The organism is Saccharopolyspora soli (genome assembly GCF_022678645.1).
Classification (GTDB): Bacteria; Actinomycetota; Actinomycetes; order Mycobacteriales; family Pseudonocardiaceae; genus Saccharopolyspora; species Saccharopolyspora soli.
On the sequence record NZ_JALBWV010000021.1, the window covers coordinates 37,604 to 59,903 of the forward strand.

The 22,300-nt window shown below is 66.9% G+C and carries 21 protein-coding genes; 8 read left to right on the forward strand and 13 right to left on the reverse strand.

Annotated features, from left to right (window positions below; genetic code table 11):
- Positions 1–82: 82 nt before the first annotated feature.
- The gene (locus MOQ72_RS17710; RefSeq protein ID WP_242184835.1) at positions 83–712 is read right to left on the reverse strand and encodes a DUF4230 domain-containing protein; all 630 of its coding nucleotides are present in this window, start codon (positions 710–712) and stop codon (positions 83–85) included.
- 567 nt (positions 713–1,279) lie between these two features.
- Here MOQ72_RS17710 and MOQ72_RS17715 point away from each other — a divergent pair.
- Positions 1,280–2,179, forward strand: a complete 900-nt coding sequence (locus tag MOQ72_RS17715; RefSeq protein ID WP_242184836.1) for an integrase core domain-containing protein — start codon at positions 1,280–1,282, stop codon at positions 2,177–2,179.
- Between the two features lie 235 nt (positions 2,180–2,414).
- Here MOQ72_RS17715 and MOQ72_RS17720 read toward each other — a convergent pair whose 3' ends face one another.
- Positions 2,415–3,047, reverse strand: a complete 633-nt coding sequence (locus MOQ72_RS17720; RefSeq protein ID WP_242184837.1) for a TetR/AcrR family transcriptional regulator — start codon at positions 3,045–3,047, stop codon at positions 2,415–2,417.
- Between the two features lie 208 nt (positions 3,048–3,255).
- On the opposite strand from MOQ72_RS17720, the gene MOQ72_RS17725 reads away from it, so the two are divergent.
- Together MOQ72_RS17725 and MOQ72_RS17730 are read left to right on the forward strand one after the other, a co-directional pair.
- A complete protein-coding gene (locus MOQ72_RS17725; protein ID WP_242184838.1) occupies positions 3,256–3,825 on the forward strand; it encodes a hypothetical protein in 570 nt (189 codons plus the stop codon).
- A gap of 567 nt (positions 3,826–4,392) precedes the next feature.
- Positions 4,393–4,650, forward strand: a complete 258-nt coding sequence (locus tag MOQ72_RS17730; protein WP_372495450.1) for a transposase — start codon at positions 4,393–4,395, stop codon at positions 4,648–4,650.
- A 69-nt stretch (positions 4,651–4,719) separates the two neighbouring features.
- Here MOQ72_RS17730 and MOQ72_RS17735 read toward each other — a convergent pair whose 3' ends face one another.
- Positions 4,720–5,148 carry a VOC family protein gene (locus MOQ72_RS17735; protein ID WP_242184839.1) on the reverse strand — a complete coding sequence of 143 codons (429 nt, stop codon included), beginning with the start codon at positions 5,146–5,148 and terminating at the stop codon, positions 4,720–4,722.
- A gap of 71 nt (positions 5,149–5,219) precedes the next feature.
- A complete protein-coding gene (locus MOQ72_RS17740) occupies positions 5,220–6,713 on the reverse strand; it encodes an aminotransferase-like domain-containing protein (RefSeq protein WP_242184840.1) in 1,494 nt (497 codons plus the stop codon).
- Positions 6,714–6,773: 60 nt separating this feature from the next.
- Here MOQ72_RS17740 and MOQ72_RS17745 point away from each other — a divergent pair, with 60 nt between their 5' ends.
- The 3 genes from MOQ72_RS17745 (at position 6,774) to MOQ72_RS17755 (ending at position 10,058) form a co-directional block, all read left to right on the forward strand.
- Positions 6,774–8,168, forward strand: a complete 1,395-nt coding sequence (locus tag MOQ72_RS17745) for a pyridoxal phosphate-dependent decarboxylase family protein (RefSeq protein WP_242184842.1) — start codon at positions 6,774–6,776, stop codon at positions 8,166–8,168.
- Between the two features lie 49 nt (positions 8,169–8,217).
- Positions 8,218–8,943 (forward strand): aspartate/glutamate racemase family protein, encoded by a 726-nt coding sequence (locus MOQ72_RS17750; RefSeq protein WP_242184843.1) that lies wholly within the window; start codon positions 8,218–8,220, stop codon positions 8,941–8,943.
- A gap of 434 nt (positions 8,944–9,377) precedes the next feature.
- Positions 9,378–10,058: a PhzF family phenazine biosynthesis protein gene (locus tag MOQ72_RS17755; protein WP_242184844.1), complete on the forward strand. Its 681-nt coding sequence runs from the start codon at positions 9,378–9,380 to the stop codon at positions 10,056–10,058.
- Between the two features lie 260 nt (positions 10,059–10,318).
- Here MOQ72_RS17755 and MOQ72_RS17760 read toward each other — a convergent pair whose 3' ends face one another.
- The 3 genes from MOQ72_RS17760 to pgm form a co-directional block, all read right to left on the reverse strand.
- Positions 10,319–10,648 (reverse strand): MerR family transcriptional regulator, encoded by a 330-nt coding sequence (locus MOQ72_RS17760; RefSeq protein WP_242184845.1) that lies wholly within the window; start codon positions 10,646–10,648, stop codon positions 10,319–10,321.
- Between the two features lie 94 nt (positions 10,649–10,742).
- The gene (locus tag MOQ72_RS17765) at positions 10,743–11,195 is read right to left on the reverse strand and encodes an Hsp20/alpha crystallin family protein (RefSeq protein ID WP_242184846.1); all 453 of its coding nucleotides are present in this window, start codon (positions 11,193–11,195) and stop codon (positions 10,743–10,745) included.
- Positions 11,196–11,471: 276 nt separating this feature from the next.
- Positions 11,472–13,115, reverse strand: coding sequence for a phosphoglucomutase (alpha-D-glucose-1,6-bisphosphate-dependent) (pgm, locus tag MOQ72_RS17770; protein ID WP_242184847.1), 1,644 nt, complete (start codon positions 13,113–13,115; stop codon positions 11,472–11,474).
- Positions 13,116–13,417: 302 nt separating this feature from the next.
- Here pgm and MOQ72_RS17775 point away from each other — a divergent pair, with 302 nt between their 5' ends.
- The gene (locus MOQ72_RS17775; RefSeq protein ID WP_242184848.1) at positions 13,418–14,440 is read left to right on the forward strand and encodes an alcohol dehydrogenase catalytic domain-containing protein; all 1,023 of its coding nucleotides are present in this window, start codon (positions 13,418–13,420) and stop codon (positions 14,438–14,440) included.
- A 93-nt stretch (positions 14,441–14,533) separates the two neighbouring features.
- Positions 14,534–15,073: a DUF1931 family protein gene (locus MOQ72_RS17780; RefSeq protein ID WP_242184850.1), complete on the forward strand. Its 540-nt coding sequence runs from the start codon at positions 14,534–14,536 to the stop codon at positions 15,071–15,073.
- A gap of 16 nt (positions 15,074–15,089) precedes the next feature.
- On the opposite strand, the gene clpB is transcribed toward MOQ72_RS17780, so the two are convergent.
- From clpB to MOQ72_RS17810, 6 genes are read right to left on the reverse strand one after another with little or no spacing between them, the layout of a single operon-like run.
- Positions 15,090–17,720: an ATP-dependent chaperone ClpB gene (gene clpB / locus MOQ72_RS17785; RefSeq protein ID WP_242184852.1), complete on the reverse strand. Its 2,631-nt coding sequence runs from the start codon at positions 17,718–17,720 to the stop codon at positions 15,090–15,092.
- Positions 17,711–18,079, reverse strand: a complete 369-nt coding sequence (locus MOQ72_RS17790) for a chaperone modulator CbpM (RefSeq protein ID WP_242184855.1) — start codon at positions 18,077–18,079, stop codon at positions 17,711–17,713. Before MOQ72_RS17790 ends, clpB begins: the two co-directional genes overlap by 10 nt.
- Positions 18,079–18,999 (reverse strand): DnaJ C-terminal domain-containing protein, encoded by a 921-nt coding sequence (locus tag MOQ72_RS17795; RefSeq protein ID WP_242184857.1) that lies wholly within the window; start codon positions 18,997–18,999, stop codon positions 18,079–18,081. Before MOQ72_RS17795 ends, MOQ72_RS17790 begins: the two co-directional genes overlap by 1 nt.
- 7 nt (positions 19,000–19,006) lie before the next feature.
- Positions 19,007–19,534, reverse strand: a complete 528-nt coding sequence (locus MOQ72_RS17800; RefSeq protein WP_242184859.1) for a nucleotide exchange factor GrpE — start codon at positions 19,532–19,534, stop codon at positions 19,007–19,009.
- A gap of 8 nt (positions 19,535–19,542) precedes the next feature.
- Positions 19,543–21,423, reverse strand: a complete 1,881-nt coding sequence (gene dnaK / locus MOQ72_RS17805) for a molecular chaperone DnaK (protein ID WP_242184860.1) — start codon at positions 21,421–21,423, stop codon at positions 19,543–19,545.
- A gap of 53 nt (positions 21,424–21,476) precedes the next feature.
- Positions 21,477–21,944, reverse strand: a complete 468-nt coding sequence (locus tag MOQ72_RS17810) for an Hsp20/alpha crystallin family protein (protein WP_242184861.1) — start codon at positions 21,942–21,944, stop codon at positions 21,477–21,479.
- Between the last annotated feature and the right edge of the window lie 356 nt (positions 21,945–22,300).

The following is a 22,300-nucleotide window of genomic DNA, read 5'->3' on the forward strand; positions in this document are numbered from 1 at the left end:
CGCCGACTTGGGTGGCCGCGCGGATCCGTTTGCTCGTCCGGGGATTGCAGATGGCTGTGGCGCCAATTGGCGGAGCGCCCGCTCATGGCTCGTCGTCCACGAAGGTGACTTGGCGGAAGCCGAGTGCTTGCAGCATGCCGGTCAGCATTACCTTGGTGTTGTCCCTGGCCCGGTCGACCAAGCCGGACTCCTTTGCCGCATCAGCGATCCGCTGTTCCGCTGCGACGTAGAACTCTTGCTGTGTCGGGGTCTCCACGATCGCGTTGAGGCGGTCAATCAAGCCGCGCTGCTGGCTGAACACATAGCTTCGCCGGTTGTCGATGTTCGGCTTGTCCAACACCGGTGTTGGTAGCTTTACCTGTACGGACGTCCCGTCCGGCGACACGTTCAGACCGTCATCGGCCAGACGGCCGAAGTCGACGTACGCGTTGACCGTACCGGCGGCAACGAACAGCGTGCGCTCGCCTGCGAGCGCCGATGGCACGCCCTTCACGTCCTTCTCGACGTCGATCACCACCTGGTAGTCGCCGACCGCAGCGTGGTACTGGCTCAAGTCTCTCATCGATCGCAGCACGGCAGGCTGGCTGCGATCTATGGTCTCCCGGCCAAATGGGTTCAGCTCCGGCAAGAGACCGACCAATTGCAGGACCGTTGCGACGACGAGGAGCAGTGCGGCCCCGAGCAGGCCAGCCTGCAGCCAGCGAACCTTCATAGCACTGGAGTATCGCGAAGATCGCCTTCGAGACGCCAGGGCTGTGACGCCTACGTGAAGCTACTGTGCGGTTCCTGTTTCCTGGCCACCACGGTCCGGACGAACCGTTCGGAGACCAATGAGAACCGGACCGGCATGCGGCCCAAGAGCGGGATGCGCCTGGCCAAAGAGAACCCGACCGACGCCTTGCTGGCGGCGGATCCTGATACTTGGCGCCACCGCACACCCGACCACCTCCCACGCACATCGACTCCCACCAGGACGGACGAGGTCTCGCCAGGGCCAGAAACCGCCCCTTGTGCAGGGCCAAACGCGCTCGCCCAACCGGTTCCGCTGGGGCCCGTTGATGAAAACAGCAGGTCTGGCCTGCCTGCCCGTCTTCGCCCTCTACCTCGTTCCGCAGCGTCGCATCGTCAACGCCTTCGTCCGCTCGGGCCTGAAGTAGCTCCGCGCCGGCTTGAAGGTCGGTGATTCCAGCACTACGCGCTCGCTGCCGCGCGACAGGCATCCGCCGAGCGTCGCACCGGCAGAACTCCGAAGCCGCGGCTCGACTGGGCGGACCGGGCTGTGTTTTCGGCGTTCATCCGGCTCCTGCCCAAGGGGCTGCGTGGGCATCGGCTGGTCACGCCGGGCACGGTGATGCGGTGGCATCGTCGTTTGGTGGCGAAGAAGTGGACCTTCCCGCATCGGTGCGGACGCCCACCGATCGATGACGACATTGCCGCGCTGATCGTTCGGATGGCGCGGGAAAACACCACGTGGGGTTATCAGCGTATCCAGGGCGAACTTCTCAAGCTGGGCCACCGTGTTGGCGCGTCAACGATCCGCAGGAACCTCAAACGAAGGAAGATCTCGCCAGCACCGTCGCGCCAGACCGAGACATCGTGGCGTCAGTTCCTGCGCACGCAAGCGTCGACGATGCTTGCCGTCGATTTCTTCCAGGTGGACTGTGCCGTGACGCTCAAACGCATCTATGTGCTGTTCACCTTGGAGGTGAGCAGCCGCTTCGTGCACATCCTCGGTGTGACCTCACACCCGGACGGAGCGTGGACCACGCAGCAAGCTCGCAATTTTCTGATGGATCTCGGCGACCGGGCCGCGGAGTTCAAGTTCCTTGTCCGGGACCGGGCCGGGCAGTTCACGGCATCGTTCGACGCCGTCCTGGCTGCTGCCGGCATCGAGGTTGTGAAGATTCCTCCGGCCTGTCCTCGAGCGAATTGCTTCGCCGAGCGATTCGTGCTCACCGTGCGAAGCGAGCTCACCGACTGCATGCTGATCTTCGGTGAACGACACTTGCGGGCCGTGCTGAACCAGTACGTGCGGCACTACAACGGTCGGCGGCCGCACCGGGGTCACCAGCTTCGGCTTCCGCGGGCAGACCACCCCGTCCACAACCCCAATCATGAACGGATCAGGCGCCGACCGGTTCTGGGAGGTCTGATCAACGAATACGAACCGGCGGCGTGAAACCGCAGATCAGCCCTGATGGCCCGAGTTTTAGAATCCCGCACGGCCGGAAGACATCGCGGATCGTTGAAACGAAGGCTCGGGAGCACTGTCAGAGGGGCGGCTGGCTCACGCCGAGGACACTGTGACTGTGAGCAGTAGTTGGCACTTGTGAGCGCTAACTGTCACCAAGACACATGACTGACCGACGACCGAACTGCGACTTCCAGCTATAGACCCGATGCTGTGCGGCTGCTCAGTGAAGGACGGTGAGCAGGCCCTCGACACCGCGGCGGAACGCGGCGCCGACGCTGTCGACGCCGTCGAGGTGGGCACCGCTCATGGCGCCGTCGCGCATCATGACGAAGTGCCGTGCGGCGTGCTCTGGTTTGCCGCGCCGCGATGAGTCCCCGAAGACCTGCGCGAAGAGTTCGGTGAGCGTGGTCGTGTACCAGGCTCGGTGCTCGAGGATCACCCGGCGCACCCGGTCGTCGGGGTCGGGGTACTCGGCGGCGGCCTTGAGGAACGCGCAGCCGCGGAACTCCGGCGAGGCCAGGCTGTCGGCGACGGCAGTCCCGATCGCGCGCAGTGCGTCGGCCGGTGACGGCGCGGCCTCGATGGTGGCCTGCACGCTGGCCCGCATGTCGGTGTCGACGCCGCGCAGGTAGGCGACCACGAGGTCTTCTTTCGAGGGGAAGTGCCGGTAGAACGTCGCCCGCGTGGCAGGAGCCTCGGCCAGGATCCGCTCGACCCCGACCGCCCGGATGCCTTCGCGGTAGAACAGCCCGCTGGCCGTGGACAGCAGCCGCTCCCGCGCCTCGGACCGGACCGGCTCTCCCGACGGGTTGCCGTTCGGGCTGTCGGGCGCGGGGTGTGTCCGTGTGGCCATGACCTCACCGTAACAGAAAGAACGATCGGTCTTGCAATCGCCGACGAGTCATGCCAGGCTACGCACTGCGAGAGAGAGAACGGTCTTTCTGCTAGGTGGCACCGTCAGTTTGGACTCGTCGAACGCTGCGGCCGCCACGCTGCGGTTGACCGACCAGCAGGTCACCGCACACACCAGATTCAACGGCTTTCCTTGGAAGGAATCTGTCATGACCACGACCACTGCCCCTGCTACCGTCGCGCTGGCGCTTCGTCGGCTCTACTTCATTCGTTTCGGGTTCGCTCTGATCTGGGCTGTCGTGCTTTTCTTGACCGCGTCGAGCATCGGGCCGGTGAGCGCGACCCTGCTCGTGATCTACCCGCTGTTCGACGTGGCCGCCGCCGTCGTCGATGCCCGCTCCTCCCGAGCGAACCGGTCCGCCCTGGGCCTCTACGTCAACATCGCGATCAGTGTGATCGCCGCCGGCGGGCTGGTCTTCGCGGTCACCTCCGGCATTCCGGCGGTCCTGCGGGTGTGGGGGGTCTGGGCCGTCGTAGCGGGCCTCGTCCAGCTCATCGTCGCCCTGCTACGGCGACGCGACCTCGGAGGCCAGTGGGCGATGATCGCCAGCGGCGCCATCTCCACGCTCGCCGGGATCTCGTTCCTCCTGCAGGCCGCCGCCCCGCAGGCCTCGCTGCGCAACCTGGCCGGCTACGCCCTGCTCGGCGGCATCTTCTTCCTCATCTCCGCGCTGCGCCTCGGACGCAACGCCAGCCGGAACACCGGCGGGAGCAACTGACATGACCGACCACACCACCAGAGTCGACACCACCAGCGTCGGCAGCGTGTTCGACGTCATCGTCATCGGCGCCGGTCCGGCCGGGGAGAACGTCGCCGACCGAGGGACCCGCGCCGGGCTCAGCGCGGCCATCATCGAGCAGGACCTCGGCGGCTGCAAGCCCTGTGCGACGCTGCGACGAGGCGAACAACGGCGACTGTCGCCGGAGACCCGGCTGGCGCGTTTGCTCGCTGCAGGCCGAGTCCCGATAGCGCCCGATCCGGGCTTGACCGGCGTTGTTTGGCCCTCCCGCTGCCTGATCGGCGGGCACCCCGGCGCCCCAACGGTCAGGAACACGGGCAGGCGCGTGAGCAGCTGCGGTCGTTGTGCGCACGAAGCTACGAGCCGCCTCAGCTCGCTGTCCAACGGCCTCGCCCATGCGCGGGCCCGCGCTCGATTGACCGAACCCCTGACTGAGTACCGCACGAGAGGCGACTGGCCGCGACGTTGTGGCCGGTGGTGTCCAAGCGGCTTTGGTTCTCGGGTAATCGCCCCTTCTCCGGCGGTTGTGACTACTGCTTGGCTGCGATCGGCGCGAGTCACCATAGGGAGCTCCCAGTAAATGTCGCCCTCGCCCGCGCGCACCGTCGCCGCAAGGGCGAAGAGTTCTCTGACTGGAAAGAGGAACACAACCGGTCCCACAAGCAGGTTCGCGCGCGCGTCGAGCACGTGTTCGCCCGGATGAAAGCCTGGAAGATCCTTCGTGACTGCCGTCTGAGAGGCGACGGCGTTCACACCGCCATGCTCGGCATCGCCCGGCTGCACAACCTTGCTCTCACGGGGTAATTCCCGCCCCATACGAGTCCGGAGAGACCCAAGGGAGGCGGCTCCCCGCCGCCCCGGCTCAGAGAATGCTCAGTCGATACAGAACTCGTTGCCCTCGATGTCCAGCATCGGGATGCACGCATCGTTGCCGTCGTACAGCGTTTGCACGTGTACCGCACCGAGAGGGACCAGTCGCGCGCATTCGGCCTCAAGTGCGGCGAGGCGCTCCTTACCCACGAGTCCGGTGCCGACCCGAATATCAAGATGCACCCGGTTCTTGACGGCCTTCCCCTCGGGAACGCGCTGGAAGTACAGTCGCGGGCCCACGCCTGATGGATCTATGCAGGCGAACCATGAATCCCGCTGCTCAGGTGGCTGCGAACGCTTGAAATCGTCCCAAGTGGCAAACCCCTCTGGTGGTGGCGGTATGACGTACCCCAACACCTGGCACCAGAAACGAGCGAGACGCTCAGGTTCTGCGCAGTCAAAGGTGACTTGGAACTTCTTGATCGCTGACATCGGCGCACCGTAGCAGGGGGACTCTGCCGCTCATCTCCCCAAGTAGATCCGCCGCCACCCCGAGATCAGTCTCAGATTCGTGGCATTTCTTCTGCCACGCGCCGGACTGGCCGCGTGCTGTGGCCGTCTGTTTGTAAGTGCCGGCGCCAGGTTACGGCGAGCGCGGAGACTGCGGTTGTCAACTCGTTCGGCGATCGGTAAAAGGGAATTCGGATCATCTCCCCGGCCATATCTGCGGTAAGGGCGAAGGTGCTGCCGGCTGCGACAGGGACGGCGTATCGGGCCGCCCGATCGGCGTAGGTGCCGGCCGTGGCGCGGGGTAGTTGAATCCACAGGTTCGGACCTCCGGCGGGCTGCTGGTATCGCCAGTCGAGATCCGCAGCCGAGATCGCTGTGGTGAGTGCGGCCAACGAGTCCTGGAGTTGGCGGATTCGCCACCGGTGAGTGTCGCCGGAGCAGTGTTCAAGCAGCCAGGCGGCGAGGAACTGCATCGGGGCTGGACTGCCCAGGTCGAGTGCACGTCGACGGGTGCGCAGGTGGGCGGCGAGTGTGCGGTTGGTGTGGATCCAACCGATCCGTAGCCCGCCCCAGAACACTTTGGACAGACTTCCGATCGTCACCACAGCCGTGCTGGGATTCAGCGCGGCGAGTGGTGTCGGCGGGTCCTGTCGGTCGAGCGGAAGATCGGCGAGAACGCGGTCTTCCACGATCGTCGTTCGGCTTGCCTCAGCCGCCGACAGGACGACGTCGGCCTCCGCTTGGCTGAGCGCGTTGCCAGTTGGATTTTGGAAAGTTGTCAGGTAGACCGCGGCCGGGGTCGTCGCCTGGATCACGCGGGCTGCCACGTCAACCCGCAGACCCGTGGCGTCGACTGGCAGGGCCACGAGTTGGCTACGGCCTCGCCGGCGGACCGCGTCAATGACTCCCGGGTATGTCACCGCCTCCAGCGCGACCGGTCGGCGTGGCCGGTGCAACGCCTCGGCGACCAGGGCCAACGCCTGTTGGGCGCCGTTGGTGACGACGATCTCTTCGGGGTCGGCGTCGATGCCGTCCCGGCGGAGCTTGCCTGCGATGGCGTCGAGCAGGATGGGGTGCCCGGCAGGGTAGTAGCCGGCGTCGTGCGTGGCGAACTCGGGCAGCAGCACGTGTGGGCGGGCAAGGGCGTCGAGAACGGCGGGCGCGGCGCTGGGGCTGGCGATCGTCAGGTCGAGATCAGGACGTGCTCCGGTGGTGAACAAGTTCGCGAGAGGATCGGCCGGCGCGCTTTGACCGTCCGGTGTCCGCGTGTTGGCCCCGACGCGTGCCGCGGCACCCCGGCGTCCGACCAGCCAGCCGTCGTCGCGGAGTTGGCCGTAGGCGGCGGTCACGGTGTTGCGCGAGACGTTCAGCGTGGCGGCCAGGGCTCGCTCGGACGGCAGCCGGGTACCGGTGTTGACCGCGCCGGTCTCGGCCAGGGCGCGAAGTGCTTCCGCGAGGCGCAGGTACAGCGGGCCCGGCCGGTCCTGCCATCCGTACAGCCTCGCCTTCAGATGTTCCGGCGTTACGTGCTGCGGCGCCACGGGCATGGTGCCAGTCTGCCATCAAGTGGCTCTTGTTTTCGAGAGCCAGTTACCGAGACTGATGGCATGTCATCGAGATCAAGCGTTGCCGACCAGCACACTCTCCAGTCCCGGCTCGTGCTCGACGCCGCGCAGCGGGCCGCGACCTACGTCTCGGCGAGCCGGGAACGCGAGGTGTTCCCCACTGAGCAGGCTCTGCGCGACCTCGCTGGGTTTCCGCGGGAGCTCGCCGACGAACCGGTTCCCCCGAGCGACGTGTTGGCGATGCTCGACGAGCTCGGTTCCCCGGCCACGGTGGCTTCCACCGGAGGCCGATACTTCGGGTTCGTCAACGGCGGGACCGATCCCGCCGCGTCGGCGGCGGCTGTGCTGGTGGCCGCCTGGGACCAGAATGTCGCGCTGCCGGTCATGTCACCGGTCGCGGCGCTGTTGGACGAACTGGCCGCGCGCTGGTCATGCCAACTGCTCGGGCTACCGGACACGGCCATCGCCGCGTTCTGTTCCGGCGCGTCGATCGCCAACCTGACCTGCATCCTGGCTGCCCGGGACGCGTTGCTGCACCGCGCCGGGTGGAGTGTCGAGCGGCGCGGCCTGACTGGGGCACCCCCGTTGCGGGTGATCGCCTCGGCGGAGATCCACGCCTCGGTCGCGAAGGCACTGCGCGCGGCCGGCTTCGGCACCGACGACGTCACGCCGGCGCCGACCGATGAATGCGGCCGGGTGCTCGTCGACGAATTCCCTTCCGTCGACGACCGCACCCTCGTGCTGCTCCAGGCCGGTAACGTCAACACCGGCCACAGTGACCCCTTCCGCGAGATCATCCCGCTCGTGCACGACCAGGATGGTTGGGTACACGTCGACGGGGCCTTCGGGCTGTGGGCCACCGCATCCGAGACGCAGCGACACCTTGTCGATGGCGTGGAACTGGCCGACTCGTGGGCCACCGACGCCCACAAATGGCTGAACGCGCCGTACGACTCCGGCATCGCGATCTGCCGCGTGCCGGCGGATCTACGGCGGGCCATGGCGTTCGACGCCGCGTACTTCGCCACCGATGCCGAACGCGCGGCGGCCCACCTCGGTCTGCAGATGTCCCAACGCGCCCGCGGGGCTGAGATCTGGGCGATCTTGGCCAGTCGCGGACGTCGAGGCATCGCCGAACTGGTCGACCGGCTGTGCGCGCACGCCAAGCGGATGGCGGGATTGCTCGACGCCGCGGGAGCGCGGATTCTCGTCCCGACAGCGCTCAATCAAGTCCTGGTGCAATTCGACGACGACCAGACCACCGACGCGGTTATCGCCGCCGTGCAAGCGGACCGCACTTGCTGGGCGGGAGGTACCCGCTGGCACGGCCACCGCGCCATGCGCATCAGCATCTGCGACGCCGCCACCACCCGCACCGACATCGAGACCGCCGTCCACGCCATCCTGCGCTGCTGGCGCGCTTGCAAGGGCGCCTGACGAACCAGCCGTCTCGTTCCGCAGCCCAGGTCAAGGAAGGAGCACTCACGTGAGAACCATCGGGGTCGTCGGAGGCATCGCGTGGCCTGGTTCGATCGTCTACTACCGCATCATCAACGAATTGATCGCGCAACGCATGACCAACACTGCTCCGCACAGCGCGAAGCTGGTGCTGGCCCAGACCGACTTCGCGACGATTGAACACAACCAGCGCGAGGCACGGTGGGATATCGTCGCCGATCTGGTGGCCACCCAAGGACGAAAGCTGAAGGCTGCCGGAGCTGACTTCTTTCTCGTAGCGTGCAACACCGTCCACGCCGTCGCTCATCACATTGAGAGGGCTGTCGGACTGCCCTTTCTCCACATCGTCGATCCAACGGCCCGGAGAATCCTGGACGGTGGGTTCAATACCGTTGGGTTGCTCGGTAGCCGCTACACGATGACCGGTGGCTACTTCGTGGGCCGACTGAGGCAGCATAGCGATGTCACGGTGCTGATCGCGGAAGCCGCACATCAGGACAACGTCCACAATGCCCTGTTCGAGGAACTGGCCAAGGGTATCTATCTCGACGGCACACTGGAGAAGTTCAAGGTGGCGATCGCCGACTTGGTCGAGCGCGGCGCCGAGGCCATCGTCCTTGGTTGCACGGAGTTCGGGCTCCTCGTCAAGGCCGAGGACAGCCCGGTCCCCATCATCGACACGACTGTCGCCCACGCCGAAGCCGCTGTCGACATGGCGCTGACCAATGACACCACACCGAGAACGAAACAATGAACCCTTCCCGGCGGCCAGGCCCCGGCCACAGTTACACCGCCTGCAGCAGCGATGCGGCGAGGCTTGACGCATCACTCGAACGACGACCGTCCCGCCAGCCGTCACCGCGCGCTCCGCAGCAGAAGAGAGTGTTTCAGCGTTCAAACCCGCGTTCGTCAACTGGCGCACCACGGAAAACGAAGTCGATCTGCTCCTGCCGACCTTGCGTGAGTTGGCCGCAGGGCTCGGAGGGCGCACCCGCAACGAAGCCTCCACTGCAGACTCCGGCACCTTCCAGTGAATCGCCGAAGACGAAGCCTGCGGCCACGACCGAACCCTGACCACAGAACCCGCGTGACACCGACGACTAGGCGCGTCTCACCACAGGACGGAGCCGCGACGGGATTTCTCGCGTCTCGCGCCCTGATTCATTTGCGATTGGAGGAAACGATCACATGGCCGACATGCATGTGCTGCGAGTATTCACCAACGATAACGGTGGCGGCGGCAATCCTCTTGGTGTCTTCCTGCACGGAGACGCGATCCCGGCCGACCGCAGGCAGGAGATCGCCACCGAAGTCGGCTTCAGCGAAACAGTCTTCGTCGATGACCTCCGGCAGGGCAAGGTTCAGATCTTCGACCCCGCCTCCGAGGTGCCCTTCGCCGGCCATCCCCGGGTGGGCACCGCGTGGCTGCTGTCCAACCAGGGAATATCGATCAACCGGATGCACGTCAGCGCGGGAGTGGTCGACTGCTGGGCGGAGGGAGACGAGACGTGGGTCCGTGGCAAGCCGGATTGGGGACCGCGATGGGATCTGGTCGGACTCAACTCGCCCAACGACGTAGACCAACTGCGTAACTCACCCGGCGGTCTCATCCGGGCAATGGCGTGGGCATGGGAAAATACCGAAGCCGGTGACGTCCGAGCCCGGGTCTTTGCCATGTACTGCGGCGTGTTCGAAGATGCCGCCACCGGATCGGCTGCCCTGCGGCTGGCCGGATACCTCGGCCGCGACATCGTCGTGCGCCAGGGCGCCGACAACTCCCTGGTACGGGCACGAGTCTCCGAACGGGCCGGGTACTGCGAAGTGGGCGGGCGGACCACAATCGACGAGATCCGCGACATCAAAGTCTAAACAAGTAAGCGCTGGGTTACGGGACCCGGCAAAGGGGAAGCGACGCATCAGTCAAGGAGACGTCGGCATCCTGCGGCGCAGGCGGAACGATTGCTCCGACCGGAACCCAGACCACTGCCGATCTTCTGGCGAGTCATAAGCAACAGAGTCCTACAGGGCAACGGTTTCGAGAGCTGGAAGCCCTAATGTGCACCTATGCCGAGATCGTGCGCAGCCGTTCCACGCAGCGGTTTGCTTCCTGCTGGCTTTCCAGGCGCCGATCATGATCGCGAACGGGATCTTCCGGCCTCCAGTTCGGCGTTGCGCTCACGGACGGCGTGGAGCTCGAGTTCGAGCTCGGCGACGCGGAATGCGGTGGTCAGCACCGTGTGCCCCTGATCGAGGAGTTCGCGGACGCGGGTGGCGAGTGCGAGCTGCGCCCGGCTGTAACGGCGGTGCCCGCCGCTCGAACGCTCCGGTTCGACCAGGCCGGCGCGGTCAAGGCTGCGCAGGAAATCAGGCGTGACACCAAGCATTTCGGCCGCCCGGCCCATGGTGTAGGCCGGGTAATCGGCGTCGTCGAACGCACTGGGCGTGGAGCGGCTGGCCATCAGCGGCCTCCTCTGCAACCTGACCTCTGGCAAGGGTTCGGTCCCGGCGGGGCCGAAACCCGCCGGGACCGAAATGGGACCGTACTTCGGGCGATCAGCTCCCGCTTTGCGTGGAGCCTTCGATCACCTTGCGTTCGCTGGAACGGCCCACCGAGATGCGCCGCGGCTTGGACTCCTCGGCGACCGGGATGGTCACCGTCAGCACACCGTCCTTGTAGTCGGCGGCGATGTTGTTCATGTCCAAACCATCGCCCAACAACAGCTGGCGGCTGAACGTCCCGCGCGGACGTTCGGCGGTCAGGTAGCTCGCCTCACCCTGCTCGCTACCGTGGGCAGGCGTCCTGCGCTCAGCCCGCACCGTCAGCGTGTTCTTCTCAGTGGTCAGCTCCAACGAGTCCGAGTCCACACCCGGCAGGTCGAACTCGATCACGTAGTGGTCACCGAGCCGGTAGACGTCCATCGGCATCGATTGGGGCGTCCGGCTCGCACGCAGCATCTCGTTGGCCAGACGGTTGAAATCACGGAACGGGTCGAACTGCAACAACATCACTCACCCCTTCTTGATGCAACTCACAGACCCGAACAGATCTCATCGGTGCTGCTGACGCTGATCCTGCACCTCCAATGGAGGAAACCTGGAGCGCCAACGCACTTATTCTGGCAATGGCATGGACTAGGTTTCAAGAGGAGCGCGGAAGATTTTTTGCGAAGCCCCACTCGACCCACCTGCAGCACGCTGTCCGGAAACATCCTTCGAAGGCAATTCACCGTCAAGCCCGCGCGAACGGAATTCCGCCAACGCGGAAGTCCGACGAGCGCATCCTCAGCTCCCGGACCGCAGGGCGGTGGAGACGACCTGCACCGCTTCGTCCTGGATGCGCGCGAGGTGCTCCGGACCCTGGAAGCTCTCCGCGTAGATCTTGTACACGTCCTCAGTTCCGGATGGCCTCGCGGCGAACCAGCCGGAGTCGGTTTCGACCTTCAACCCACCGATGGGCGCGTTGTTGCCCGGCGCGGTGGTGAGCAGTGCCGTGATGGGATCGCCTGCCAGCTCCGTTGCGCACACGGCATCCGGGGACAGTTTCGACAGGCGTGCCTTCTCTTCCGGGGTTGCCGGTGCGTCGATGCGGGCGTAGCTGGAATCGCCGAACCGCTCGACGAGCTTCCGGTACAGCTCGTCGGGGTAGGACCCGGTCCTGGCTGGGATTTCCGCCGCCAGCAAGCCCAGCAGGATGCCGTCCTTGTCAGTGGTCCACGCGCCGCCGTCGTGCCGGAGGAACGAGGCGCCCGCGCTTTCCTCCCCGCCGAACGCGATCGATCCGTCCAGCAGGCCGGGGACAAACCACTTGAATCCCACCGGGACTTCGACCAGTCCACGGCCGAGGGCCTCGGCGACCCGGTCGATCATCCGGGAGCTGACCAGGGTCTTACCGACCGCGGCACCAGGTGGCCAGTCGGGGCGGTGGTCGAACAGGTAGTGGATCGAGACCGCGAGGTAGTGGTTCGGGTCGAGCAGTCCGGCTCCTCGGGTGACCACCCCGTGCCTGTCGGCGTCCGCGTCGTTGCCGGTCGCGATCTGGAAGTCGGCCCGCCGGTCGATCAGCGAAGCCATTGCGTACCGTGATGAGCAGTCCATGCGGATCTTGCCGTCCCAGTCCAGCGTCATGAACCGGAACGTCGGATCGACGTGCTGCTGGACGACCGTCAGGTCGAGCCCGTACCGGTCGGCGATCTCGGTCCAGTAGGCGAGGCTGGCGCCGCCGAGCGGGTCGACGCCGATACCGATGCCGGCGGCGCGGATCGCGTCGAGGTCGACAGCCGAAGGAAGCTCGCCCACGTAGGCATCGACGAAGTCGTAGGCGCTCGTGGCCGCCTTGGCACGGGCGTACGCGATTCTGCGCACTCCCTTCAGGTCCTCGGCGAGCAATTCGTTGGCGCGCCTGGCGATCCAACTCGTCACAGCGGTATCGGCGGGCCCGCCGTGCGGCGGGTTGTACTTGAAGCCGCCGTCCGTCGGGGGATTGTGGGACGGGGTGACGACGACCCCGTCGGAGAGGCCGCTCGTGCGCCCGGCGTTGCGCGCCAGGACAGCCCGGGACAACGCAGGCGTCGGCGTGTAGCCGTCCCGGGCATCCACGAGCACATCCACGTCATTGGCCGCGAGAACCTCCAGCGCGCTGACGAACGCCGGTTCCGACAGCGCGTGGGTGTCTCGAGCGAGGAACAGCGGGCCGTCGATGCCCTGGGCGGACCGCCAGTCGCAGATCGCCTGGCTGGTGGCCAGGATGTGGTCCTCGTTGAAGCTCCGGGTGAAGGACGAACCGCGGTGTCCGGAGGTCCCGAAGGACACGCGTTGTTCCGGCGCAGTGGGGTCGGGGTGCTCGGCGTAGTAGGTGGTCACCAAACGTGCGACATCGACCAGATCGGACGGGTCCGCAGGCTGCCCCGCCCTCGGATGCACGGCCATCGAACACCCCTTCCGTTGGCTTCCACTGCGAGGACGCCACAATTCACCATCGAAAAGCGCCCGCGCTCAGTCGATTCTCCCCCACCAATCGGTCACCCGTCCACGAGGCGTTCGAGCGGCTCAGCGCGCTGCACGATCATCCACTGTAGATCGTTTTCGTCCATGGGCGTGCTGCTTCCACAACTCGCAGGGCGGCGCCGCTTGCGCGACCTGCGGCGCGGCGGTGATGCTGGCATCAGCTCGGTCGACACCTCCCACCCAGGATTTCGAACCCCGCGCCGATGAGGACGAGGTGGTGCGCGATGAAGGCCGTTCGCCTGCATGAATACGGCAAGCCTCCGGTTGCCGAGGAGGTTCCGGAGCCAGCGGTGGCGTCCCCATTGGACGTCCTGGTCGAGGTCGGCGGCGCCGGGCTGTGCCGCACGGACCTCGACCTCATCGAGGATCGATGGGTGGGCATGATCGGTACCCGACTGCCGTACACGTTGGGTCATGAGAACGCCGGCTGGGTGTACGACATCGGCTCCGGTGTGACCAATGTGTCGCCTGGAGACGCGGTCATCCTCCAGCCGTTGGTCAACTGCGGGCTGTGCCGCGCGTGCAGATCGGGAAACGACCGGCACTGCGAGCGTTCTCGCACGCCCGGCATCGATTCGGACGGCGGCATGGCTGAACTGGTGCTCACCAACGCCATGTCGGTGGTCAAGATTCCGTCCACGCTGGACCCGACGAACATCGCGGTGCTCGCGGATGCCGGGCTTGCCGCGTACCACGCGGTGAAGAGCGCGTTGTCGTTCGTGCCGCCTGGCAGCTGCGTGGTCGTGCTCGGCGGAGATGCGCTGGCGCAGATAGGTTTGCAGTGCGTGACAGCGCTCTCGCCTTACGACACCGTGGTCGTCGACCTCTCCGACTGGGGAAAGCGCGGTGGTTCCGGGGCGCCGGAGACCGCCGAAGCGGAACGGCAGCGGATCGACGCGGTGCTCGACTTGACCGCGGGCCGGGGTGCTCACCTCGTTCTCGACTTCCTAGGTACCAATGAGAGCGGAGCGGCCGCACTGGCCCTGCTGCGCAGGGCGGGTGCCTACTTCGTGACCGGCTACGGTGCCGGAATCGAGTTGCCGACCAACGAAATCCTGCAGGCGCATCTCGTGGGGAGGTTGGTCGGCAGCCACCAGGACCTCGGCGAACTGATGGGGCTCGTCGCGGCGGGCAAGGTTCACACCTCGACCTCGGTGTACCGGCTAGACGGCATCGGCGATGCCGTCGCGAACCTGAGCGCTGGTCGCGTGGCCGACTGGGTGGTGCTCTCCCCGAACGTGGAATAAGCAGCAATTGCTCGTGCCCCGGGATGCAGAACCGCGGCGAGATTCGCCCCGTGGGGCCCGTGCGGGATGGCGGGAGTCTTGCCAGGGTGACGGGTGCGGCGCAACAGCACCACATCATGGGTGGGGAACGCGGCGGGCAGGTTGACGCGGACGACGACCGAGACCGCGTGGAAGGGGACCGACATGGCCGTCATGGGAGTGACCAAATTCGAGCGGTTCTTCCGCGCTGTGGCCGGACTGCGCGTCGACAAGAACGACCTCAAGCGCTACAACGACTTCGTCAACCAAAAGCTCTACGACTTGTGCCTCATGGGGCGGAACTCCGCGACCGCCAACTCGCGCGACGTGATGCAGGTTTCCGACCTTCCCATCACCAAAGGGCTGCAGGAAAGCATCCAGGCCTTCGACGAGTTGGACGAGGAGATCGAGGTGGAGCCGATCCTCGAACACCTCACCGCGCAGCCGCCGCTGGAGGTGGAGTTCAGCGAGGAGGCGCGCCAGCGGCTTCCCCATGTGGCGGGAGGCATCAGCGTGGCGCTTGCACGGACGTTCAAGGCGATCGACCCCGACGTGAAGAACCCGGGCACCGCTGAGTGGGAACGGGTGTTCCTCGTCTTCGATCTGCTTCTGTGAGCGGACGCGCTTGTCGTCAAGCCGCTTGCGCCCGCTGTTCTCCCTCCTCGTAGGAAATGTGCAGGTCGTCGTTGACGACGGACACCCGCAAAACGCCGCCCTCGCGGGCTTCTCCGCGCAGGAGCGCGCGACCGATCCTGGTTTCGACCTCGTGCGCGATGAAGCGGCGCAGGGGCCGGGCACCGTAGACCGGATCGAACCCCTGCTCGGCGATGAGCTGGCGGGCCTCCTCGGTCACCTCGAGCGTGATCCGCCGCTCCGCCAGGCGTCCGCGCAGATCGTCGAACTGCAGGTCCACGATCTGCTCGATCTCGGGCAGCGACAGCGGCCGGAACAGCACGATGTCGTCGATGCGGTTGAGGAATTCCGGGCGGAAGTGCTGCCGCAACTCCGCCATCACGCGATCCCGCGCGTCCGGTTTGATCTCGCCGCCGACGACGCCTTCGAGCAGGTACTCCGACCCGATGTTGGACGTCATGATGATGACCGTGTTGCGGAAGTCCACGGTGCGTCCCTGCGCGTCGGTGATCCGCCCGTCGTCGAGGACCTGGAGGAGGGTGTTGAAGACCTCGGTGTGGGCCTTCTCGATCTCGTCGAACAGAACCACCGAATAGGGTTTGCGCCGCACCGCCTCGGTGAGCTGCCCGCCTTCCTCGTACCCGACGTAGCCGGGCGGCGCGCCGACCAGCCGGCTGACGGTGTGCCGCTCCTGGTACTCGCTCATGTCGAGCCGGACCATGTTCTCCTCGGAGTCGAACAGGGTCGCGGCCAGCGTCTTCGCCAGCTGCGTCTTGCCGACACCGGTCGGGCCGAGGAACACGAACGACCCGATGGGGCGTCGCGGATCCCGGATGCCGGACCGGGCGCGGATGATCGCGTCGGTGACGAGCGACACCGCCTCGTCCTGGCCGATCACCTTCTCGCGCAGGATCTCGTCGAGGCGCAACAACTTCTCGCGCTCGCCCTCCTGCAGGCGCGCGACGGGAATACCCGTCCAAACCGCCACGATCTCGGCGATCTCCTCGCCGGTGACGACCTCCCGGAGCAGCTGGTGGTCGCCCTGCTTGCTCGCGAGCTGCTCCTCCTCCGCGGCCAGCCTCCGCTCCAGTCCGGTGATCTTGCCGTACCGCAGCTCGGCCGCGCGATTGAGGTCGTACTTGCGCTCCGCTTCCTCGGCCTCGCGCCGCAGCTGCTCCAGCTCCTGGCGCAGTTCCTGGACTCGCCTGATGGCCTGCCGCTCAGCTTCCCACTGCGCGTGCTTGGCGTCAGCCTCGGCGCGCAGATCCGCCAGTTCTCGACGGAGTTCCTCCAGCCTGGACTGGCTGGCCGGGTCGGATTCCTTTGACAGCGCGGCTTCCTCGATCTCCAACCGGGTCACCCGGCGGGTGAGCTCGTCGAGTTCGGCGGGCATCGAGTCGATCTCGGTGCGCAACCGGGCGCAGGCCTCGTCGACCAGGTCGATTGCCTTGTCCGGCAGGAAGCGGTCACTGATGTAGCGGTGGCTCAGCGTCGCCGCCGTGACGAGCGCGCCGTCCTGGATCTTCACCCCGTGGAACACCTCCAGGCGTTCGCGCAGACCACGCAGGATCGAGATGGTGTCCTCGACGCTCGGTTCGTCGACGATGACGATCTGGAAGCGGCGTTCCAGCGCGGCATCGGTCTCGACGTGCTTGCGGTACTCGTCCAGCGTCGTCGCGCCGATCATGTGGAGCTCGCCTCGCGCGAGCATCGGTTTGAGCATGTTGCCGGCGTCCATCGCGCCTTCGGCCGCACCCGCACCCACGACGGTGTGCAGTTCGTCGACGAAGAGCAGGATGCGCCCCTCGGCGGCCTTGACCTCGTTCAGCACCGCCTTGAGGCGTTCCTCGAACTCGCCCCGGTATTTCGCTCCCGCGACCAGCGACCCCATGTCGAGGGCGAAAACGGTCTTGTCCCGCAACCCCTCGGGAACGTCGCCGTGCACGATCCGCTGGGCCAGCCCCTCCACGATCGCCGTCTTGCCGACGCCCGGATCGCCGATGAGCACCGGGTTGTTCTTCGACTTGCGGCTCAGGATTTGGATCACGCGGCGAATCTCGGCGTCCCGGCCGATCACCGGGTCCAGAATCCCGCGCCGGGCCTCGTCGACCAGGTCCCGGCCGTACTTCTCCAGGGCTTCGTACGCGCTCTCCGGGTTCGCCGAGCTGACCCGCTGGCTCCCCCGGATGCGGGTCAGCGCGGAGAGGAACTCCTCCCGGGTGACGCCGTGCTGGGCCAGCTGTCGCCCCGCTTCGGTCGCCGACCCCTCGTCGATCAGCGCGAGCGCGAGATGTTCGACCGAGACGTATTCGTCCTTGAGCCGCTTGGCTTCGCGCTCGGCGGCGTCCAGCAGCCGGGAGAGGCGCTGCGTAACGTAAACCTGCCCCAGCGTGGCGCCCGGCCCGGTGACCTTGGCGCGTCGCGACAGCGCCTCCCGCACGCCCTTGCGCAATCCGGCGAGGTCGCCGCCGGCTTGTTCGATCATCCGCGGCACGACGCCGTCAGCCTGGTCGAGCAGTGCGAGCAGCAGGTGCTCACCGTCGACCTCGGTGTGCCCCATTTCGGTCGCCACGCTCTGCGCGTTCCGCAGCGCCTCCTGGGACTTCTGGGTCAAGCGGTTCATGTCCATCGTGGATCACCTCCAGTACCGGTTCGACCGGCGGCGTGCAAGGCGGCTTCGAGCCGGCTGATCCGTTCGAGCAGGTCCAGCACAAGGCCAATCGCGGCGTAGTTCAACGACAAGCCGCACCGAAGGCGCTGGATCCGGGCGAGGGCAGCGGGGGCATCGGCGTCGAACCACAATCGCCCGTGCACGTCGCGAGAGGCGTCCAGCAGGCTCAACGCCACGAAGCGGCGGACCAGATCCGGATGCAGACCCGCGCGCGCAGCAGTCGTCTCCAGGCTCAACCGATGCGGTCGGGCCAGCGGGTACCGAACCACCACTCCCGGCAAGCTGGCGCGGCTGCTCGGTGTGGAAGCTGCGCTCATCATGGCCTCCGCGGGTCGAAGGTGGATTCCGCCGCCAGCTGTTCGAACAGCTCGCGCTCGCGGTCGGTCGGCTTCGGCGGCACCGCGATCCGGACCTCGGCGTAGAGGTCGCCTGGAGATCCGCGCGGGTTCGGCATGCCTTCCCCGCGCAGCCGCAGTCGCCTGCCGCTCGACGAACCGGGCGGCACGCGGACCTTCGCCTCGCCACCCGGCGTGGTGAGCGGGACCATAGCGCCCAGCGCCGCCTCCCACGGCGCGACCGGCAGGTCGACGGAGATGTCCCGCCCGGACACGCGGTATCGGCTGTGCGGCGCGAGGCGCACCACGAGGTACAGGTCGCCGGCCCGGACGTTGCCGCCGCCGCGACCCCCCTGCCCGGGCAGTCGGATGCGCTGGCCATCCACCACGCCCCGGGGAATCGTCACTTCGAAGCTGCGCGCACCCGATGGTCCGGACAGGGTGACGTTCCGCTTGCCGCCGCGGTACGCCTCCTCAACGGTCAGCTCCAGCTCGGCTTCCTGGTCTGCCCCCGGGATCGGACCGGCGGCCCCCCGCGCTCCGAACAAGCGGCCGAACAGGTCCTCGAAGTCGACCCCGCCGAAACCCTCGTCGACGCGCACGCCGCCGCGCACGCCAGCCCCGGCACCTCCGCGCCCAGCACCTTGGCCGGCACCAACCCACTCCTCGTAACCCTCCGGAATGGAGCGGAAGTCCGGGCCGAAGCGGTCGTAGCGCTTGCGGGTGTCGGGGTCGGACAGCACGCTGTAGGCCTCGTTGATCTCCTTGAAGCGTTCCTCGGCCGACGGATCGGAGTTGACGTCGGGGTGGTAGCGGCGGGCGAGTTTGCGGTAGGCCTGCTGCACCTCGTCGGCGCTGGCGTTGCGGGACACGCCGAGCACCTCGTAGTAATCGCGCGCCATGGGCGCATCACCCTGGCTTCCGGCTCACGGTCACAGCGACGGGGCGCAGCTGGTTGTCGGCGTCGCCGTAACCCGGGCGCAGCACGCGCACGACCGTGCCCGGTTCGGCGTCGGGTGTCTCGACGACGTCGACCACCTCGTGGCGATTCGGGTCGAACGCAACGCCGACCTCGTCCCGACGCGGGTATCCGAGCTGCGCCAGCAGGCTGACCGCCTGGTCGCGGATCGCGCGCACCCCGTCGAGTACCGAGCTCGGGTCCGCGTCGGCGTGCTCCAGCGCCAGCTCTAGGTTGTCGATCACCGGCAACCAGGCCGCGGTGACCTTGGCCCGCTCCTCCGCCCGCACCCGCTCCAGCTCGCGGGCGTGGCGCTTGCGCAGGTTGTCGAGGTCGGCGAGAGCACGGCGCCAGCGGTCCTCCAACTCCGCGACATCGGGCTCCTGCCGCTTCTCCTCGGGCTCGGACGGCGCGCCGTCGGAATCGACCCCGGGTTCCTGCTCGGTACCTTCGGCGTCAGGTTCCCAAGATGTCGTCATCGCACGCCTCACATCCGCTCGAAATCGGCGTCCACCACGTCGTCGGAGTCGTCACCACCCGACTGCGACCCGCCGCCGGAGGCGGCGCCCGCTGCCGCGGTGTGCGCGGCCAGCCCCTGGTAGATCTGCCGCAGGTCGTCGGTCAGCGGACGGACGCGGTCGGGCGGCGCCTCGTTCTGCACCGCCTCGCGTGCCTCGTTGATCAGCATCTCCGCGCGGGCCCGCTCGTTCGACGGGGCCGCTTCGCCCAGCTCTTCGAGCCGCTTCTCGACCTGGTAGGCCGCCGAGTCGAGCTCGTTGCGGGCGTCGACGGCTTCACGCAAGCGTTGGTCCTCGGTCCGGTTGCGCTCGGCCTCGGACACCATCCGGTCGACTTCGCTCTTGTCGAGGTTGGAGCTGTCGCTGATGGTGATGCTCTGCTCCGCTCCGGTGTCCTTGTCCCGCGCGGTCACGCTGAGGATGCCGTTGGCGTCGACGTCGAAGGTGACCTCGATCTGCGGTTCACCGCGCGGCGCCGGACGGATGTTCTCCAGGCGGAACCGCCCGAGCACGCGGTTGTCGGCCGCGCGTTCGCGCTCGCCCTGCAGCACCACCACGTCCACTGCGGATTGGTTGTCCTCGGCGGTCGAGAACACCTCGGTGCGGCGCGCCGGGATCGTCGTGTTGCGCTCGATCAGCTTGGTCATCACACCGCCGCGGGTTTCCACGCCCAGCGACAGCGGGGTCACGTCGAGCAGCAGCACGTCCTGCACGTCGCCCTTGAGCACACCGGCCTGCACGGCGGCCCCCACGGCGACGACCTCGTCCGGGTTGACGCTCATGTTGGGGTCCTTGCCGCCGGTCAGCTTCCGCACCAGCGCTTGCACGGCCGGGATCCGGGTCGAGCCGCCGACCAGGATGACCTCGTCGATGTCGTTCTCGGTGACCTTCGCATCGCCCATCGCCTGCTTGACCGGGTCCAGGCACCGGTCGACGAGATCGCTGGTCAGCTTGTCGAACGTGGACCGCATGATCGAGCTCTGCAGGTGCTTGGGCCCGGAGGCATCGGCGGTGATGAACGGCAGCGAGACCTGCGTCTGCGACACCGAGCTCAACTCGACCTTGGCCTTCTCAGCCGCCTCGAAAAGCCGTTGCAGGGCCTGCGGATCGTTGCGCAGGTCGATCCCGTTGTCCCGCTGGAACTCGTCGGCCAGGTGGTCGACCAGCCTGCGGTCGAAGTCGTCGCCGCCCAGGTGGCCGTCGCCGGCGGTGGCGCGGACCTCGACGACCCCGTCACCGACGTCGAGAATGCTGACGTCGAAGGTGCCGCCTCCGAGGTCGAACACCAGCACCGTTTCGTGGGTGCGCTTGTCCAGTCCGTACGCCAGCGCAGCCGCGGTCGGTTCGTTGATGATCCGCAGCACGTTGAGCCCGGCGATCCGCCCGGCGTCCTTGGTCGCCGTGCGCTGCGCGTCGTTGAAGTAGGCGGGCACCGTGATGACGGCCTCGGTAACTCGCTCGCCGAGCGCCTTACCGGCGTCGTCGGCGAGCTTGCGCAGCACCTGGGCGCTGATCTCTTCGGGCGCGTACATCTTGCCCCGGACCTCGAACCGGGCCAGCCCGTTCTCGCCTTCGACGACGTCGAAACCGACCGCGTCCGCCTCGCTCGCCACCTCGTCGTAGCGGCGGCCGATGAACCGCTTCGCCGAGTAGATGGTCCCCTTCGGGTTCAAGATCGCTTGGCGTCGTGCCAACTGCCCCACCAGCCGCTCCCCGGAATCGGTGAAGGCGACAACGGACGGGGTGGTACGCGAGCCCTCGGCGTTCGGGATCACTCCGGCTTCGCCGCCTTCCCAGGCCGCGATCACCGAGTTCGTCGTACCCAGGTCAATGCCGACTGCTTTGGCCATGAGTAGCTCCTGTCAACGAAAGCAGATCGAGTGGCACTGCTGTTCGGACTCGCCTACGCCTTCTCCTTCTGGCGCTCACCACGAGCCTCGACGGACTCGACGGACTGCTGGCCGGGCACCTGGGCACCGATCTCGACCTTGCGCGGCTTGCTCGCCTCGGCCACCGGAATCCGCAGCATCAGCACGCCCGATTCGTAATTGGCGGAGAGGTTGCCGGGATCGAGGTTCTCCCCCAGGAACAGCTGCCGGGAGAACTCGCCCTGCGGACACTCGTCCACTAGCACTTCATCGCCTTCCTGGCGCAGCGGACGCCGTGTGACGCGGATGTTGACCACATTGCGTTCCACCGTCACATCCACGTCATCGGGGGCCACCCCTGGCATGTCCAACGCGACGAAGAACTCGTCACCCCGGCGGAAGGCTTCCATGGGCATGGACTGCTGCATGGCACGCGCACCGCGGAACGCTTGTTCGGCGGCCCTGTCCCATTCCCGGAACGGATCGAATCGCATCAGCGCCATTGCCGGACTCCTTGATCGAATCGAAGCGGGTTGGCAACACCAGATCAGGACCTGCCCGCAGGACCGGAGTTAGTCCACAGCCGACTGCGAGCACCACATTCCAGCGGCAGATCGGCAAATTCGACACTCATCACGTGTCCAGGTGCGTGCCGAACTCGCCTGGGCCCACTGCGTGCTAGCTTGCCGCTCTCGCCCCGTCGGCGCGTCCATCCCCGGGGACGAAATCTCTGCCAGGTTTCGGCCTGTCGAAGCAATCGATCGGCCGTGCGCACCGCCGACGACTCAACACTCCGATGCGGACGTGTCCGGGTTGTCCCGTCCGTTCCACGGCGTAACGTTGCGAGGCGTAAGAAACA